The 15,715-nt window shown below is 72.9% G+C and carries 17 protein-coding genes, 1 tRNA gene and 1 riboswitch; of the genes, 9 read left to right on the top strand and 9 right to left on the bottom strand.

The genetic code is table 11. The annotated features are described in order from the left end of the window. Nucleotides 1–8 precede the first annotated feature (8 nt). From mnhG to F4692_RS16730, 7 genes are all read right to left on the bottom strand, one after another. Nucleotides 9–383, bottom strand: a complete 375-nt coding sequence (gene mnhG / locus F4692_RS16760; protein ID WP_179620871.1) for a monovalent cation/H(+) antiporter subunit G — start codon at nucleotides 381–383, stop codon at nucleotides 9–11. After that, complete coding sequence (locus tag F4692_RS16755) at nucleotides 380–688, bottom strand: monovalent cation/H+ antiporter complex subunit F (RefSeq protein ID WP_179620870.1); 309 nt, start codon at nucleotides 686–688, stop codon at nucleotides 380–382. Before F4692_RS16755 ends, mnhG begins: the two co-directional genes overlap by 4 nt. Beyond that, nucleotides 685–1,266 carry a Na+/H+ antiporter subunit E gene (locus F4692_RS16750; protein WP_218858705.1) on the bottom strand — a complete coding sequence of 194 codons (582 nt, stop codon included), beginning with the start codon at nucleotides 1,264–1,266 and terminating at the stop codon, nucleotides 685–687. Before F4692_RS16750 ends, F4692_RS16755 begins: the two co-directional genes overlap by 4 nt. Further along, complete coding sequence (locus tag F4692_RS16745) at nucleotides 1,263–2,948, bottom strand: Na+/H+ antiporter subunit D (protein ID WP_179620869.1); 1,686 nt, start codon at nucleotides 2,946–2,948, stop codon at nucleotides 1,263–1,265. The genes F4692_RS16750 and F4692_RS16745 overlap by 4 nt, the downstream gene beginning before the upstream one ends. Continuing rightward, a complete protein-coding gene (locus F4692_RS16740; RefSeq protein WP_179620868.1) occupies nucleotides 2,945–3,433 on the bottom strand; it encodes a Na(+)/H(+) antiporter subunit C in 489 nt (162 codons plus the stop codon). Before F4692_RS16740 ends, F4692_RS16745 begins: the two co-directional genes overlap by 4 nt. Next, the gene (locus F4692_RS16735) at nucleotides 3,430–6,321 is read right to left on the bottom strand and encodes a Na+/H+ antiporter subunit A (protein ID WP_179620867.1); all 2,892 of its coding nucleotides are present in this window, start codon (nucleotides 6,319–6,321) and stop codon (nucleotides 3,430–3,432) included. Before F4692_RS16735 ends, F4692_RS16740 begins: the two co-directional genes overlap by 4 nt. Before the next feature lie 536 nt (nucleotides 6,322–6,857). Then, a tRNA-Leu gene (locus tag F4692_RS16730) sits at nucleotides 6,858–6,943 on the bottom strand. Nucleotides 6,944–7,023: 80 nt separating this feature from the next. Between F4692_RS16730 and F4692_RS16725 the strand changes: the two genes are divergently transcribed. The 6 genes from F4692_RS16725 to ribH all read left to right on the top strand — a co-directional run bounded on the left by F4692_RS16725 (nucleotide 7,024) and on the right by ribH (nucleotide 12,820). Further along, the gene (locus F4692_RS16725; RefSeq protein WP_179620866.1) at nucleotides 7,024–8,367 is read left to right on the top strand and encodes a M20/M25/M40 family metallo-hydrolase; all 1,344 of its coding nucleotides are present in this window, start codon (nucleotides 7,024–7,026) and stop codon (nucleotides 8,365–8,367) included. A gap of 116 nt (nucleotides 8,368–8,483) precedes the next feature. Beyond that, nucleotides 8,484–8,613, top strand: a riboswitch (FMN riboswitch). Between the two features lie 82 nt (nucleotides 8,614–8,695). Then, a complete protein-coding gene (gene ribD / locus F4692_RS16720; RefSeq protein WP_257030001.1) occupies nucleotides 8,696–9,742 on the top strand; it encodes a bifunctional diaminohydroxyphosphoribosylaminopyrimidine deaminase/5-amino-6-(5-phosphoribosylamino)uracil reductase RibD in 1,047 nt (348 codons plus the stop codon). After that, complete coding sequence (locus tag F4692_RS16715; RefSeq protein WP_179620865.1) at nucleotides 9,743–10,405, top strand: riboflavin synthase; 663 nt, start codon at nucleotides 9,743–9,745, stop codon at nucleotides 10,403–10,405. It begins immediately after the preceding gene. Continuing rightward, nucleotides 10,405–11,103 carry a nicotinamide riboside transporter PnuC gene (gene pnuC / locus F4692_RS16710; protein WP_179620864.1) on the top strand — a complete coding sequence of 233 codons (699 nt, stop codon included), beginning with the start codon at nucleotides 10,405–10,407 and terminating at the stop codon, nucleotides 11,101–11,103. Before F4692_RS16715 ends, pnuC begins: the two co-directional genes overlap by 1 nt. Further along, a complete protein-coding gene (locus F4692_RS16705; protein WP_179620863.1) occupies nucleotides 11,100–12,344 on the top strand; it encodes a bifunctional 3,4-dihydroxy-2-butanone-4-phosphate synthase/GTP cyclohydrolase II in 1,245 nt (414 codons plus the stop codon). Before pnuC ends, F4692_RS16705 begins: the two co-directional genes overlap by 4 nt. Beyond that, entirely contained in the window at nucleotides 12,341–12,820 is a 480-nt protein-coding gene (gene ribH / locus F4692_RS16700; protein ID WP_179620862.1) for a 6,7-dimethyl-8-ribityllumazine synthase, read from the top strand. The genes F4692_RS16705 and ribH overlap by 4 nt, the downstream gene beginning before the upstream one ends. On the opposite strand, the gene F4692_RS16695 is transcribed toward ribH, so the two are convergent. Next, nucleotides 12,817–13,065 carry a DUF3072 domain-containing protein gene (locus tag F4692_RS16695; protein WP_179620861.1) on the bottom strand — a complete coding sequence of 83 codons (249 nt, stop codon included), beginning with the start codon at nucleotides 13,063–13,065 and terminating at the stop codon, nucleotides 12,817–12,819. The genes ribH and F4692_RS16695 overlap by 4 nt on opposite strands. A gap of 105 nt (nucleotides 13,066–13,170) precedes the next feature. Between F4692_RS16695 and F4692_RS16690 the strand changes: the two genes are divergently transcribed. From F4692_RS16690 to F4692_RS16680, 3 genes are read left to right on the top strand one after another with little or no spacing between them, the layout of a single operon-like run. Next, entirely contained in the window at nucleotides 13,171–13,434 is a 264-nt protein-coding gene (locus tag F4692_RS16690; RefSeq protein ID WP_129424718.1) for a phosphoribosyl-ATP diphosphatase, read from the top strand. A 34-nt stretch (nucleotides 13,435–13,468) separates the two neighbouring features. Continuing rightward, a complete protein-coding gene (gene hisG, locus F4692_RS16685) occupies nucleotides 13,469–14,314 on the top strand; it encodes an ATP phosphoribosyltransferase (RefSeq protein WP_179620860.1) in 846 nt (281 codons plus the stop codon). Continuing rightward, nucleotides 14,298–14,783 (top strand): PH domain-containing protein, encoded by a 486-nt coding sequence (locus F4692_RS16680; protein WP_179620859.1) that lies wholly within the window; start codon nucleotides 14,298–14,300, stop codon nucleotides 14,781–14,783. Before hisG ends, F4692_RS16680 begins: the two co-directional genes overlap by 17 nt. Nucleotides 14,784–14,801: 18 nt before the next feature. Here F4692_RS16680 and F4692_RS16675 read toward each other — a convergent pair whose 3' ends face one another. After that, nucleotides 14,802–15,707, bottom strand: a complete 906-nt coding sequence (locus F4692_RS16675; protein WP_179620858.1) for an aldose 1-epimerase family protein — start codon at nucleotides 15,705–15,707, stop codon at nucleotides 14,802–14,804. Nucleotides 15,708–15,715: the final 8 nt, after the last annotated feature.

Here is a 15,715-nt window from a genome sequence, read left to right as displayed (position 1 = left end):
GGCCCTCGTCAGGGAGCGCCGCGGGGCTCGTCGCGGACCGGCTCGTCGCTGAGCTCATCCACGACGAGGAGGTCGTGGCGGACCTGCCCGGCACGGAACGACGCGCGCCCCACCATGTGGCTCGAGACGACGCTCGTGGCCATCTGGAGCAGCACGACCAGGATCAGCAGGCCCACGACGGAGGGGTCCCGCAACCGCAGGGCGACTCCGGTCATCACGAGCACGGTCCCGAGGACCTGCGGCTTCGTCGCCGCGTGCATCCGGCTCAGCAGGTCGGGCATCCGCAGCACGCCGATGGCCGCCACCAGTGCGAGCAGCGCACCGAGCAGGATGCACCCCGCGGCCAGCACGTCGGCGACGGTGGTCCAGCCCGTCCGGCTCATCGGCCCTCACCACCGTTGCGGGCCTCGCCCGACTCGCCGGCCCCGAGGTCGTCGCTGCGGCTCGCGTAGCGCGCGACGCTGACGGCCCCGACCATCCCGCAACCCGCCAGCACGACCAGCATCGGCAGCGCGTACGTCACGCCGGTGCGGGCGACGTGGAGCCCGGTGGCGCACACGGTGACGGCCACGAGGACGTCGAGGGCGACGCTGCGGTCGAGGATCGTCGGGCCGATGGTCATCCGGACCACGAGCAGGACGGCCGCCACCGCGAGCAGCGCGGCCGCCAGGACCAGGACGGCTGTCATGTGGGCTCCTGGGTCGTGGACGGGGTGCTGGGTGGGGCCGGCCGGGGCGGCAGCGCGCGCAGCACCCGCTGCTCGAGCGCGAGGGCCGTACGCCGGAACTCCTCGGCGCCGGCCTCGTCGGCGACGTCGAGGACGTGCAGGTAGAGCGTGTGCGTGGACCGCCGCGCCTCGACCACGACCGAGCCGGGCACCAGCGAGAGCATGCTCGCGACGAGGGTGGTGATGAAGTCGGAGCTGGTCTCGAGGTCGACCGCGACCACCGCGTTGGTCACGTGCCGGCGCGCGAGGACGACGCGCGCGACCTGGACGCTCGCGCGCACGACGTCCACGAGGAAGAGGCCGATGAGGACCAGGAGGGCGACGGGGCGTACGCGCGAGCCCAGGTCGATCGGCGGCAGCGGGAACGCGAGGCTGACGAGCACGGCGACCAGCACGCCGCCGGCTAGGAGCAGCGGCGTGACCTCGCCCCACAGGGCCAGCCACACGAGCACGAGCCACGCGAGCGGGACCGGCTGGAGGGCGCGGTAGCGGGCCGAGCGGGTGGTCCCGTCGCGACGCGTGCGCACGACCGGGCTCACGGCTGCTCCTCGGTGAGCACGCTCGTGAGGTAGGCCGTGCGGTCGTGCAGGTCGTCGGCGGCGCGGGTGCCCAGGGCGTAGAGGGGCCCGGCGACGACGGTGAGCGCGACGCTGACCGCGACCAGTGCCGCTGCCGGGACCAGCATGCCGAGCGGTGAGTGCCGGTTGTCCTCGCCCGCCTCGATCAGCTTGTGGAAGTCCCGGTCGGGGGCGTCGTCGTCCTCGAGCCGGCGTGCCTCCTCGATGTCGGTGCGCGACACCGTCCCCTGGGCGGTGTGGACGTGCCCACGGTGCTGGCGCGCGTGCGTGTCGTGCCCGGGCACCGCGGCGTCGGCACCGATGGCCTCGAGCGCCTCGTGCGCCTCCAGCGGGGTGCGCCAGAACGCGACCGCCCAGGTCTTCGCGACGGCGTACAGCGTGAGGAGGCTGGTCACGGCGCCCGCGCCGACGAGCGTCCAGGCGAGCCAGCCACCGTCGGCCTGGGCGGCCTGGAACAGGCCCACCTTGCCGATGAATCCGGAGAACGGGGGGATGCCGGCCAGGTTCATCGCCGGCACGAAGAACAGGACGGCCAGCAGCGGGGCGATCCGGGCGAGGCCGCCGATGCGCATGAGGGCCGTGCTGCCGGCTCGTCGTTCGACCAGCCCCAGCACCAGGAACAGGGCCGTCTGGATGGTGATGTGGTGGACCACGTAGAACGTCGTCCCGGCGGTGCCGGCGCGACTGGCCAGCGCGACGCCGAGGATGAGGTAGCCGATGTGGCTCACCAGGGTGAAGGACAGCATGCGCTTGATGTCGGACTGCGCGATCGCGCCGAGGATGCCGACGATCATCGTGAGCAGGGCCGCGCACAGCAGCAGGTCGGTCAGCGGGCTGTAGGGGAACAGCAGCGTCTGGACGCGGAGGATGGCGTAGACGCCGACCTTGGTGAGCAGGCCGGCGAAGACGGCGGTCACCGGCGCGGGTGCCGTCGGGTAGCTGTCGGGCAGCCACAGCGACAGCGGGAACACCGCCGCCTTGATGGCGAAGGTGGTGAGCAGCATCAGCTGGATCATCAGCGACACGTGGTCGGGGAGCTCGGCCAGCCGCTGCGTGAGGTGGGCGAGCGTCAGCGTGCCGGTGGCGGCGTACGTGACCGCGATGCTGATGAGGAAGAGCGTCGAGGAGAGCAGGTTGACCAGGACGTAGATCGTGCCGGCGCGGATGCGGGCGGCGGTGCCGCCGAGCGTCAGCAGGACGTAGCTTGCGAACAGCAGCATCTCGAAGCTGACGAAGAGGTTGAACAGGTCGCCGGCGAGGAACGCGTTGGCGACGCCGGCGACGAGCACCAGGAAGGTGGGGTGGTAGATCGAGATCGGCGCACCCTCCTCGTCCTCGGTCATGCCCTGCCCGACGGAGTACGCGAGGACCGCGAGGGTGACGACCGCGCTGACGAGCAGCATCAGCGCCGCCAGCCGGTCGGCGACCAGCACGATGCCGAGCGTCTCGGGCCAGGCGCCGATCCACACCGTCTGCGGGCCGCTGCGGTCGGCCTCGACGAGCAGCACGGCGGCGATCACGACGACGGCGGACAACACGCCCAGGCTGAGCCACCGCTGGATGCGGGGGTGGTGGAGGAGCGCGAGGGAGGCGCCGGCGCCCAGGACGGGCAGCAGCACCGGGAGCGGGACGAGTGCGTTCATGACCGGATCTCCGCCTCGTCGGCGACCAGCGGGTCGTCGTCCGGGCCCTGCCCGGGGTCGCCGCTCGAGTCGTCGCCGGGGAAGTCGGAGGTCGTGGCCTCGTAGGCCTCCGACGTGACGTCGCTGGTCGCGAGCCTGCGGATGATGTCGTCCTCCACGTCGTCCTGCACGTCGTCGTGCCCGTTGAGCTGCCAGCTGCGGTAGGCCATCGCGAGCACGAAGGCGACGGTCGCCAGCATGATCACGATCGCCGTCAGGACCATCGCCTGGGGCAGGGGGTCCGAGAGGCCGGTGGTGTCGCCGTCCTTGGCCACGATCGGGGCGCGACCCGACGGCCCGCCCGCGACGAGGAACGCGATGCTCGTGCCGTTGCCGATCATGACCAGCCCGACCAGCACCCGCGTCAGGCTGCGCTCGAGCACGAGGTAGGTCCCGCAGCCGAGCAGCGCCGCCGCGGTGAGGGCGAGGGTGAGGTTGACCGTCATGCCGCACCCACCTCCGCCTCGGCCTGCCGTCGCGCGCGCTGGATGTCACGGTCGATGTGCGAGCCCAGGGCGCGGAGCAGGTCGAGGACGAGTCCGACGACCACGAGGTAGACGCCGACGTCGAAGAGGACGGAGGTCACCAGGTGCAGCTCGCCGAGCAGGGGCAGCGGCACGTCGACGACCGCGGACTGCAGCACCACCCCGCCGAAGGCGAGCGGGAACAGCGCCGCCACCGCGGCGACCGCGAGCCCTCCGCCGATCAGTCGCCCGGCGTCCACCGGAGCCGCCTCGTCGAGCTCGTAGCGCCCTCCCGCGAGGTAGCGCACGACGAGCGCGAGGCCGGTCGTCATGCCGGCGGCGAAGCCGCCACCCGGGGCGTTGTGGCCGGCGAGCAGGAGGTAGATGGAGATCACGACCAACGAGTGGAAGACGAGCCTGACCACGACCTCGAAGATGATCGAGCGCTTCTCCGGCGCCAGGGTCCGCGACCCCGGCAGCCAGGCGCGTCGGCCCCGCCCGGTCGGGATCTTGGTGACGTCGGCGGGGTAGGGGATGTCCTTGACGCGCCGGATGTCGGCACCCCGGGCGTTGACGTAGATGAGGCTGGCCACGCCGGTGGCCGCGGCCACGAGCACGGACAGCTCGCCGAGGGTGTCCCACGCCCGCGTGTCGACGAGGATGACGTTGACGATGTTGCCGCCGCCGCCGAACTCGAGCGCCTCGGGCGGGAGCGCGAGCGACACGGGGTCCGAGGTGCGGGCGGACCCCGCGACCAGCAGGAAGCCCGCCGTCACCACGGCGACGGCCAGGCCGAGCGCCGCGCGCAGGTAGCGCTGCCGGGAGAGTGGCCGGTCGGTGAAGTACTCCGGGAGCCGGCGCAGCGCCAGCACGAAGACGACCACGGTGAGGGTCTCGACGAGGGCCTGGGTCAGGGCGAGGTCGGGCGCGCCGTGCAGGACGAACAGCAGGGCCGTGCCGTAGCCGGTGACGCCGACGAGCAGGACCGCGCGGATGCGGCGCCGCGAGCGGACCGTGAGCACCGCCGCCACAACGACGACCACCCCCACCACCGCCTGGGCCGGGGTGTCCCAGGCGGCGATCGTGAGCCGGTCGGGTCCGGCGAGCGCCCGGACCATCGCCCACCCGGGTAGCGCCACGAGGACGACGAGGATGACGGCGAGGTACGCCGCCGCGGACCCGCGCTGCACCACGCCCGTGACCTCGACGGCGGTGCGGTCGAGCCGCCGCATGCCGCCGCGGTACGCCCGCTCGAGGCTCCAGTCGTGGGCGAGCGCCGTCTGCGCCCGGGCGACGGGCTCGCGGGCGACGAAGAGCAGGACACCGAGACCCACGCTGACGGCGGTGAGCAGGAGGGGGAGGCTGACGCCGTGCCACAGCACCAGCTCGGGCTCGTGGGCGCCCGGTGGGAAGGCCTCGGCCTGCGCCGACAGCAGCGAGGTGAGGGGGCCGCCGAGCAGCCCGAGGAGGACCGTCAGGCCCGCGAGCACGACGGGGGCCGCGACGAAGGCCGGGCCCGGGGCGTGGACGGTGAGGGGCTCCTCGACCTCGCGCCGGCCGAACGCCCCCCAGACGAAGCGGGCCGAGTAGGCGACCGTCAGCACCGACCCCAGCACCACGCCCACCACGAGGGCCCAGCCGTTCGCCGCGCCGAGGCCGGTGCCGTCGCCCTCGCGCGCGACGTCGACGAGGGCGACGAGGACGCCCTCCTTGGCGAGGAAGCCGAGGAGCGGCGGGAGCCCGGCCATCGAGGCGGCGGCCACGACCGAGGCCACCATCACGGCGGGCATCCGGCCGGCGAGGCCGGTCAGCCGTCGCAGGTCGCGCGTGCCCGTGCTGTGGTCGATGATGCCGACCACCAGGAAGAGGGTGGCCTTGAAGAGCGCGTGCGCGAGGAGCAGCGCGAGACCGGCCAGGGTCGCACTGCGGGTGCCGACACCGAGGACGAGCACGAGGAAGCCGAGCTGGCTCACGGTGCCGTACGCCAGGAGCAGCTTGAGGTCGTGCTGGCGCAGCGCGCGGACGCCGCCGAGCAGCATCGTCGCGAGCCCGAGGACCAGCAGCACCTCGCGCCAGCCGGCGACGCCGGCGAAGGCGGGCGCGAGCAGTGCGACGAGGTAGACGCCGGCCTTCACCATCGACGCCGCGTGCAGGTAGGCGCTGACCGGGGTCGGCGCCGCCATCGCCGAGGGGAGCCAGAAGTGGAAGGGGAGCAGCGCCGACTTGCTCACGGCGCCGACGAGGAGGAGGTGGACACCCACGGTGACGGCCGTCCCCGCGGGCGGGTCGGCCAGGATCTGGGAGATGCGGTAGGTGTCGGCCCCGTGGGCCACGACGATCGCCCCGACGAGCATCGCCAGGCCGCCCAGCGTGGTGACGATCAGCGCCTGGATCGCCGCCCGGCGGCTCGCCCGCCTGCCGGGGTCGTGGCCGATGAGCAGGAAGGAGAAGACGGTGGTCAGCTCCCAGAAGACGTAGAGCAGCAGCAGGTCGTCGGCGAGGACCAGTCCGAGCATGGAGCCCACGAACGCCACCAGGACGCCCGCGAAGCGGGGCACGCCGAGGTCGTCGCCGTCGAAGTACCACGCGCAGTAGGCGAGGACGAGGGCGCCGATCCCCAGGACGACCAGCGCCATGACCCACTGCAGCGTGCCCATCGCGAGGGCGAGCTCCATCCCGACGCCCGGCACCCAGGGGTGGAGCTCCGCGGGTCCGCGACCGTCGAGGACGGCCGGTCCCTGAGCCGCGACCCACACGGTGCCGGCGAGCGGGACGAGGGCGATCGCCACGAACGCCCGGCTGCCGGCGCGCAGCACCAGCCACGGGGACACCACCGCGGTCGCGAGCACGACGGCGATGAGGATGAGCACGGAAGCGGTCCCGGGGGTCGAGTGGGCAGGGGCGGGTGTTGCCGCAAACCTACTGGCGCGCGGGCCCGGACCACGCACCCGAAGGGGCTGCGGCCGCCAAGATGGGGGCTGGACCCCATGCGGACGCGCCGCGGGCGGGACACGGGCCGGCCACACCCCCCAGCGTCGCCGGCCCGTGCACCACAGGTTCTACCTGCCCGGCGGTCAGACGCCCAGGTCGAGCAGGCCGAGGGCCAGGTCCAGCAAGCCCTGGAGCCGGCCGAGCACGGTCGAGCACGTCCGGCGCACAGCAGCGGCCCAGCCGTCTCGGGGGGATCGGGCTGGGCCGCTGCTCGAGGCCAGGTGACGCAGCGCTGGGGGGATCCCTGTGCGCCAGCGGGAGTCGGAGCACGGGGGACTGTGTCACCTGGGCCCTCAGCGTCTGGGACGACCGATCTGTCACGGCATGACGCGGATCGGCGGGAGATCTTCGCGGTCGGTGCCGGCACGGCAACAGCCCCGAGCCTCTGACCTGCAGAGACTCGGGGCTGTGTCGGTGTCCGAGGGGGGACTTGAACCCCCACGCCCTAATACGGGCACTAGCACCTCAAGCTAGCGCGTCTGCCAATTCCGCCACCCGGACGAGTGCTGGAGAAATGTAGCAAAGCCCCACCCCAGCAACGAATCGGGGCTGGTGCCTGCTCGTGGGGCAGGATGGACGGCATGGAACAGGCGCCCAGTGACAGTCCGCAGGCCGGCTCGCAGGACCGTTCGTACGACCCCGCGAAGGAGGTCGTGCAGCTCTGCCAGGACCTGATCGGCATCGACACCTCCAACTACGGCACCGACGACGGGCCGGGGGAGCGGAAGGCCGCCGAGCACGTCGCAGCGCTCCTCGACGAGGTCGGCATCGACAGCCAGGTCATCGAGGGCCGGCCGGGCCGGGCCAACGTCGTGGCCCGCTGGGGTGGCGGGGACGGTCTCCCCCCGCTGCTGGTCCACGGCCACCTGGACGTCGTGCCCGCCGAGGCGTCGGACTGGCAGGTCGACCCGTTCAGCGGCGAGATCCGCGACGGCCACGTGTGGGGTCGCGGCGCCGTCGACATGAAGGACTTCGACGCCATGCTCCTCAGCGTCGTGCGCGCCCGCGCCGCCGCGGGTGCGGCCCCCGACCGCGAGCTGGTGCTCTGCTTCACCGCCGACGAGGAGGCGGGCGGCCACCACGGCGCCGGGGTCCTCGTCGACGACCACGCCGACCTGCTCGCCGACTGCAGCGAGGCCGTCGGCGAGGTCGGCGGCTTCTCCGCCACGATCCGCGGACGCCGCGTCTACCTCATCGAGGCCGCCGAGAAGGGCATGGCGTGGATGCGGCTCACGGCCCGCGGACGCGCCGGCCACGGATCGATGATCAACGACGACAACGCGGTGACCCGCCTCGCCGGCGCGGTCGCGCGGATCGGTGCCCACCAGTGGCCCGTACGGCTCACCCCGACGATGGAGGTGCTCCTCGCGACCGTCGGCGAGCTGGCCGGGACCGAGGCGACGCCCGAGAACGCCGAGGCCCTCGTCGAGGAGTTCGGGGACGCCGCACGGATGCTCGGCGCCGTCATCCGCAACACCGCGAACCCGACGATGCTGCAGGCGGGCTACAAGACCAACGTGATCCCGACCGACGCGCAGGCGACCGTCGACGGACGCTTCCTCCCCGGCTACGAGGACGAGTTCTTCGCCACGCTGCACGAGCTCGCCGGCGACGGCATCGAGTTCTCGTTCGAGTCCAAGCAGGACCCGTGGGAGACGCCGTACGACGGCGACCTCGTCACGGCGATCACCCGGAGCCTGCTCGCCGAGGACCCCGACGCCCTCGTCGCGCCGTACCTCATGAGCGGCGGCACCGACGCCAAGCACTTCCGCAAGCTCGGGATGCGCTCCTACGGCTTCGCCCCGCTGCGGCTGCCCGCCGACCTCGACTTCACCGCGCTCTTCCACGGGGTGGACGAGCGGGTGCCGGTCGACGCGCTCGAGTTCGGCGCGCGGGTCTTCGACCGCTTCCTCGGCCAGGTCTGACGCTCCGGGAGGTGCCAGCCGGGCCCGAGCATCCCCTCGGCAGGTGTTGCGCACGTCACCCGCGGACAGCGACGAGGGAATGCGCCGCGCTGTGGCACAGTTACCGGCGTTAGAGCTTGCGTGCTCTGGGGGCGGTGGAAATCCGCACCGGCGGTCACAGTCCGCGACCCGACCACTGCCAGTGGCCGGTTGACCAGGTGGAACTCCTGGACCGACGGTCACAGTCCGGATGAGAAGTGCACGCTGACGGTTCGCCCGTGTCCCCTCGGGGACGGTGCGCCCCGCCGCCCGCCCCCCGAGAGTCCGCACCACCGGACCGGAGGCGGAGATGACGACCAGCGAGGCAGAGCGCAGCGCCATGCGGCGCGCCCTGTCGCTCGCCGCCACCCCGGGCGTACCCCTCGGTCCCAACCCGCGCGTCGGCTGTGTGCTCCTCGCGCCCGACGGCACCACGATCGCCGAGGGCTTCCACCGCGGAGCCGGTACGCCCCACGCGGAGGCCGCCGCCCTCGCCGAGGCCGGCGCAGCGGCCCGCGGGGCGACCGCGGTCGTCAGCCTCGAACCCTGCAACCACACGGGCCGCACCGGTCCCTGCAGCGAGGCGCTCATCGCGGCGGGCGTCGTGCGCGTCGTCTTCGCCCAGCCGGACGCCAACCCGGTCGCGGTCGGCGGAGCGGCACGGCTGCGTGAGGCCGGCGTCGAGGTCGTCGGCGGCGAGATGATCGACGAGGCGCAGGCGCTCAACCGCGTCTGGAGCTTCTCGGTCGCCCACCGCCGGCCGTTCGTCACCTGGAAGTTCGCCACCACCCTCGACGGACGCAGCGCCGCGGCCGACGGCACCAGCCGCTGGGTGTCCAGCCGGGCCGCCCGGATCGACACCCACCGGCTCCGCGGCCTGTGCGACACCATGCTGGTCGGCACGCACACCGTCGAGGTCGACGACCCCGAGCTCACCGTCCGCGACGAGCACGACCAGCCGGTCGCGGTGCAACCGCTGCGCGCCGTCATGGGGCTGCGCGACCTGCCGCCCGGCCGCCGCGTCTTCAACGACCGGGCCGAGACCGTGCACCTGCGCACCCGCGACCCCGAGGACGCGCTGGCCCGGCTCCACGCCCTCGACCGGCAGCACGTCTTCCTCGAGGGCGGCCCGTCGCTGGCCGGGGCGTTCCTGGCGGCCGGCCTCGTCGACGAGGTCGTCACCTACGTCGCCCCGATGCTGCTCGGGGCAGGCGCCAGCGCCGTCGCCGACCTCGGCATCACCACGATCACCGACGCCGTGCACCTCGACGTCTCGGACGTGACCGTGCTCCACGGTCACGACGGCGAGGACACGAACGTCCGCCTGACCATGCGCCCCCAGCTGAGGAGGAACTAGATGTTCACCGGGATCGTCGAGGAGCTCGGCACCATCGCCGAGGTCACCGACCAGGGCGACGCCATCCGTCTGACCGTCGAGGCCGGCACGGTGCTCGAGGGCACCGGGCTCGGGGACTCGATCTCGGTCAACGGCTGCTGTCTGACCGTCGCCGAGCTCGGTGAGGGCCGGTGGACCGCCGACCTCATGCAGGAGACCCTCGACAAGACCTCGCTGCGCGGCGCCGCCCCGGGCGACCGCGTCAACCTCGAGCGCGCCGTCACCGTGGACAAGCGCCTCGGTGGCCACATCGTGCAGGGGCACGTCGACGGCGTCGGCCGGATCCTCTCCCGCGCCCCGAGCGAGCACTGGGACGTCGTCGAGGTCTCGCTGCCCGGCCACCTCGCCCGCTACCTCGTCGACAAGGGATCGATCACCGTCGACGGGGTCAGCCTCACGGTCGTGGAGGTCCGCGACGCCAGCTTCACCGTCAGCCTCATCCCCGAGACGCTCGCGCGCACGACCCTCGGCACCCGACGGGTCGGCGACCTGGTCAACCTCGAGGCCGACGTGATCGCGAAGCACGTCGAGAAGCTCCTCGGCGGCTACCTCCCCAGCCCGGGCAGCACGACCGGCCACGGCAACCCCGGCAGCTCCGACAACCCCGAGAACGAGGACGACTGATGAACGACCTGCTCGACTGGCTGGTGCACGGCACCATCCCCGTGCCCGGCGGCGCGCTGGGCGTCCGCGAGGTGATCGGCAACCTCTTCGGCCTCGCCAGCGCGATCCTCGGCATGAAGCGGTTCGTCTGGGCCTGGCCGATCGGGCTGGTCGGCAACGTCCTGCTCTTCACCGTGTTCGCCACCGGCGAGCTCTCCGGCCACATCGACGAGCCCTTGTGGGGCCAGGCCGGACGCCAGGTGTTCTTCGCCGCCGTGTCGGTCTACGGCTGGTGGCGCTGGTCGCAGGTGCGCAGCGCCGGTGGCGCGTCCGACGGAGGCGCCATCGCGCCGCGGTGGGCGACGAACGCCGAGCGGCTGCAGCTCCTCGTCCTCGGCGTCGTCGGGTACGCCGCGGCCTACGTCCTGCTGACGCAGGTCCTCGGCTCGTGGGGCCCGACCACCGAGGCGTGGATCCTCGCCGGCTCGATGCTCGCGACCTACGGCATGGCGCGTGGCTGGGTCGAGTTCTGGCTGGTCTGGATCCTCGTCGACGTCGTCGGCGTGACGACGCTCGTCCAGGCGGAGTACTACCCGACGGCCGGCATGTACCTCTTCTACGCCGTCTTCGTCGTCATCGGCTTCGTCGTGTGGCTGCGCGACGCCCGCACCGTGTCGGACACGAGCACGGTCGAGGAGAAGGACGCGATCCCCGCATGAGCGAGGCAGTGCGGCTCGACTCCGTGGAGCGCGCGATCGCGGACATCGCCGCCGGCCGCGCCGTCATCGTCGTCGACGACGAGGACCGCGAGAACGAGGGCGACATCATCTTCGCCGCAGCCAGGGCGACCCCGGAGCTGATGGCGTTCACGATCCGTCACTCCAGCGGCGTGATCTGCGTGCCGATGCCGGGCGATATGCTCGAACGGCTCGAGATCCCGTTGATGACGCCGCACAACAAGGACCGCCTGCGCACGGCGTACACGATCTCGGTCGACGCCCGCGACGGCGTCTCGACCGGCATCAGCGCGGCCGACCGAGCCCACACCGCCCGTACGCTCGCCGACTCCGCGACCGAGCCGTGGGAGCTGACCCGGCCCGGGCACGTCTTCCCGCTGCGCTACCGCGAGGGCGGCGTCCTCGTCCGCCGCGGCCACACCGAGGCGGCCGTCGACCTCGCGAAGCTCGCCGGCCTCACCCCGGCCGGTGTGCTGGTCGAGGTGGTCAACGACGACGGCACCATGAAGCGGGCGCCCGAGCTGCGCGCCTTCGCCGACGAGCACGGCCTCGCGATGATCTCGATCGAGGACCTCGTCCGGCACCGACGTCGCCACGAGCGCCACGTCGAGCGGGTCGCCGAGACCCGGTTGCCCACCCGCCACGGCCAGTTCACGGCCTACGGCTACCGGATCACGATCGACGGCAGCGAGCACGTCGCCCTGGTCCACGGTGACGTCGCGGGCGCCGTCGAGCGTGGTGAGCCCGTGCTGACCCGGGTGCACAGCGAGTGCCTCACCGGGGACGTCTTCGGCAGCGAGCGCTGCGACTGCGGCCCCCAGCTCGACGAGGCGCTGGCCCGCGTCGTCGAGGAGGGCAGGGGAGTGGTCGTCTACCTGCGCGGGCACGAGGGCCGCGGCATCGGCCTCGTCGCCAAGCTGCAGGCCTACCAGCTCCAGGACGGCGGCCGCGACACCGTCGACGCCAACCTCGACCTCGGGCTGCCCGCCGATGCCCGCCACTACGGCACGGCCACCCAGGTGCTGCGCGACCTCGGCGTCACGTCGGTGCGGCTGATGACCAACAACCCCGACAAGACCGCGAGCCTCGAGGACTTCGGGATCCACGTCGCCGAGCGGGTGCCGCTGACGCCGCACCCCAACGACCACAACCTCGCCTACCTGCTGACCAAGCGCGACCGGATGGGCCACGAGCTGCCCGACCTGACAGGAGAGACCCCATGAGCGGAGCGGGTGCACCCACCGCCCGGCCCTACGACGCGAGCGGCCTCCGGGTCGCCGTCGTCGCGGCGACCTGGCACACGCAGGTGATGGACGGCCTGGTCGCCGGCGCCGAGCGCGCGCTGGCGGCGTACGGCATCAGCGAGCCCGAGGTGATCCGGGTCCCGGGCACCTTCGAGCTCCCCGTCGTCGCGGCCGCCCTCGCCCGGGCCGGCTACGACGCCGTCGTCGCCCTGGGCGTGGTCATCCGCGGCGGCACGCCGCACTTCGACTACGTCTGCTCGGCGGCCACCGACGGACTGACGCAGGTCAGCGTCGACCACGCGATCCCGGTGGGCTTCGGCGTGCTGACCTGCGACACCGAGGAGCAGGCGCTCGACCGCGCCGGTCTCGAGGGCTCGGCGGAGGACAAGGGCTGGGAGGCCACCGCGGCAGCACTCGACACCGCGCGGGTCGTGCGGGCGGTCCGCGGCGTCTAGCTCGTCCGGTCGCTGTTCGACTGCAACCGGTCGATGTGCTCCGAGGCCTCGGCCTTGGTGAGGTCGGCAGGCAGCTCCTCGCCCGCCTCGCGCGCGAGGGTGTCGAGGTAGCTGCGCTGGGCGCCGGTCATGGGCTCGTCGCCGGTGACCCAGTCCTCGGGGTCCTTGCGGGTGGTGTCACCCTCCGTGCCACCGATGGTCTCCTGGGCGGGGTCGGTCTCCGAATGCATGTTCGAATCAGTCATGCTCCGACCGTAGCGCGGTCCTCCGACGACGCCACCGCACGAAGGGGTGGTCCGTCCGCGGGACCGGGGCACCGACCGCCGTCGACCGCGCCGTAGGCTGGTCCCGTGAAGACGTTCGAGGACCTGTGGGCGGAGCTGTCCACCAAGGCCGCGGAGCGCCCCGAGGGGTCCGGCACCGTGCAGCAGCTCGACGCCGGCGTCCATGCCATCGGCAAGAAGCTGCTGGAGGAGGCCGCCGAGTCCTGGATGGCCGCCGAGCACGAGGGCAAGGACGCGACGGCGCTGGAGATCAGCCAGCTGCTCTACCACGCGCAGGTCCTCATGCTGGCCTCCGGCCTGACCCTCGACGACGTCTACGCCCACCTCTGAGCACGGCTCAGAGCACACACCGAGTGAGCCGACCGTGACCCTCCGCATCGCCGTCCCCAACAAGGGATCGCTCTCCCAGGCCGCCACCGACATCCTGCGGGAGTCGGGCTACCGCCAGCGCTCCGACTCCAAGGAGCTCGCGCTGGTCGACGCCGAGAACGACGTCGAGTTCTTCTACCTGCGCCCGCGCGACATCGCGCTCTACGTCGGCGAGGGCACCCTCGACGCCGGCATCACCGGGCGCGACCTCCTCCTCGACTCCGGCGCCAAGGCCGACGAGGTCATGGACCTCGGCTTCGGGCGCTCGCGGTTCCACTTCGCCGGGCCCGCCGGCCGCTACTCCTCGCTGGAGGACCTCCGCGGCCTGCGCGTCGCGACGTCGTACGTCGGCGTCGTCGAGGACTACCTCTTCCGCCACGGCATCGACGCCACCGTCACCCGCCTCGACGGCGCGGTCGAGACGAGCATCCAGCTCGGGGTGGCCGACGTGATCGCCGACGTGGTGGAGACCGGCTCGACGCTGCGGGCGGCCGGGCTGGCCACCTTCGGCGACGTCATCCTCGAGTCGCAGGCGGTCCTCGTCACGCGCGGCGGCGCGGTCCCCGACGACTTCGAGATCTTCCGGCGCCGCATCGAGGGCGTCCTCGTCGCACGCAGCTACGTGATGATGGACTACGACATCGAGCAGGTCCACCTCGACGCCGCGACCGCGCTCGCTCCGGGACGCGAGGGCCCGACCATCTCGCCCCTCGGCAAGGAGGGCTGGGTCGCCGTGCGCGTGATGGTGCCCCGGGCCGGCTCGCAGCGCCTGATGGACGACCTCTACTCCATCGGGGCCCGCGCCATCCTGCTGACGGACATCCATGCCTGCCGCCTCTGACCGACCGACCTCCGACGGTCGCAGCCTCCCGTCCCTGCCGCGCACCTGGCGGCCCATGGGCGTGCGCTTCGCGGTCGTCGGCTTCGGGCTGATGCTCCTCGTGGTGTGCGCCGCCGCCTGGTTCGGCTTCGACGACGAGACCCGCGCCAAGTTCAACATCCTCCAACGCCTCACGCTCCTCGTGATGGGCGGCGGCTTCGCGACGATCGGGTGGGCCCTCGGCCGGGCGCGGGTGACCGCGGGCACGGACGAGGTCGTCGTGGTCAACGGCTTCAGGGCGCGCACGCTCGCGTGGGAAGAGGTCGTCGCGATCCACCTCCCCGAGGGCGCCCCGTGGGCGACCCTCGACCTCGCCGACGGCACCACGATCTCCGCGATGGCGTTCCAGGGCTCCGACGGCCGCGTCGCCCGCGAGGGCGTGCGCGAGATGCGCGCGCTCATCGATCGCGACCCCTCGGGCGGCCGCTGACGCTGCGGGGTAGGCTCCTCAGAGCACGTGGATGCCCCACGACACCGACAGCTCGTCGCCGCTCGTCCCGGCAGGAGCGAGGCTCGCCAGGTCGGTGCCGGAGTTGAAGGCGTCGGCCGGCGCGGTCATCGGCTCGACGGCGATCCCGGCCCGGGGGCCGTCGCTCGGTGCGGTGTAGAGCTGCAGCCACCGGTGGCGCTCGTCCACCCAGAGCGCGGTGCCGCGCCCACCGGAGGGCTCGCGCAGGGTCACCGTCGTCCGACCGTCCGCGCGGACCAGGTCGCCGTAGCCGTCGTCGAGCACCTCGTCGCCGATGCGCCGCGGCGACGTCCAGTCGTACGCCCCGCGCGCGGGCTCGGTGCCGGTCGGCAGCTGCCGGTCGTCGACCAGCACGCGCGTGCGGGCGGGCACGGTGAGCTCGAGGTCCTCGATCATGTCGCCCACGCGCAGGTAGGGGTGCGCGCCACTGGCGTACGGCGCGGGCTCGGGGGACAGGTTCGTCGCCGTCTGGGTCACCCGGAGCCCGTCGGCCGACAGGTCGTAGAGGACGTGCAGGTCGAGGGTCCAGGGGTAGCCCGTCTGCGCCATCACCCGGTATACCAGCGACACCGACGTCGCGGTGTGCTCCTCCGGGGTCCAGGCCGCCCACCGGGCGAGCCCGTGCGACGCGTTGCCCTTGCCGGGATCCGTGAGCCCGAGCTGGAGCTCCCGTCCGCCGAAGGAGTAGCGGCCGTCACGGATCCGGTTGGGCCACGGCATCAGCAGCTGGCCCCGCCCGCCGCTCGACATCTCGTCCTCGCCGAACCCGAGCACCAGGTCGCGGTCCTCGTGGCGCAGGACCCGCAGGGCCGCACCGCTCTCCGTGACGACGGCGACGTAGCCGGCCGCCGCGATCTCGAACTGGTCGCCGCTGGGGAACACCATGACCGCCA

This window comes from Nocardioides cavernae (assembly GCF_013410035.1).
Lineage (GTDB): Bacteria > Actinomycetota > Actinomycetes > Propionibacteriales > Nocardioidaceae > Nocardioides > Nocardioides cavernae_A.
This window is presented reverse-complemented; position numbering and strand designations above follow the sequence as displayed.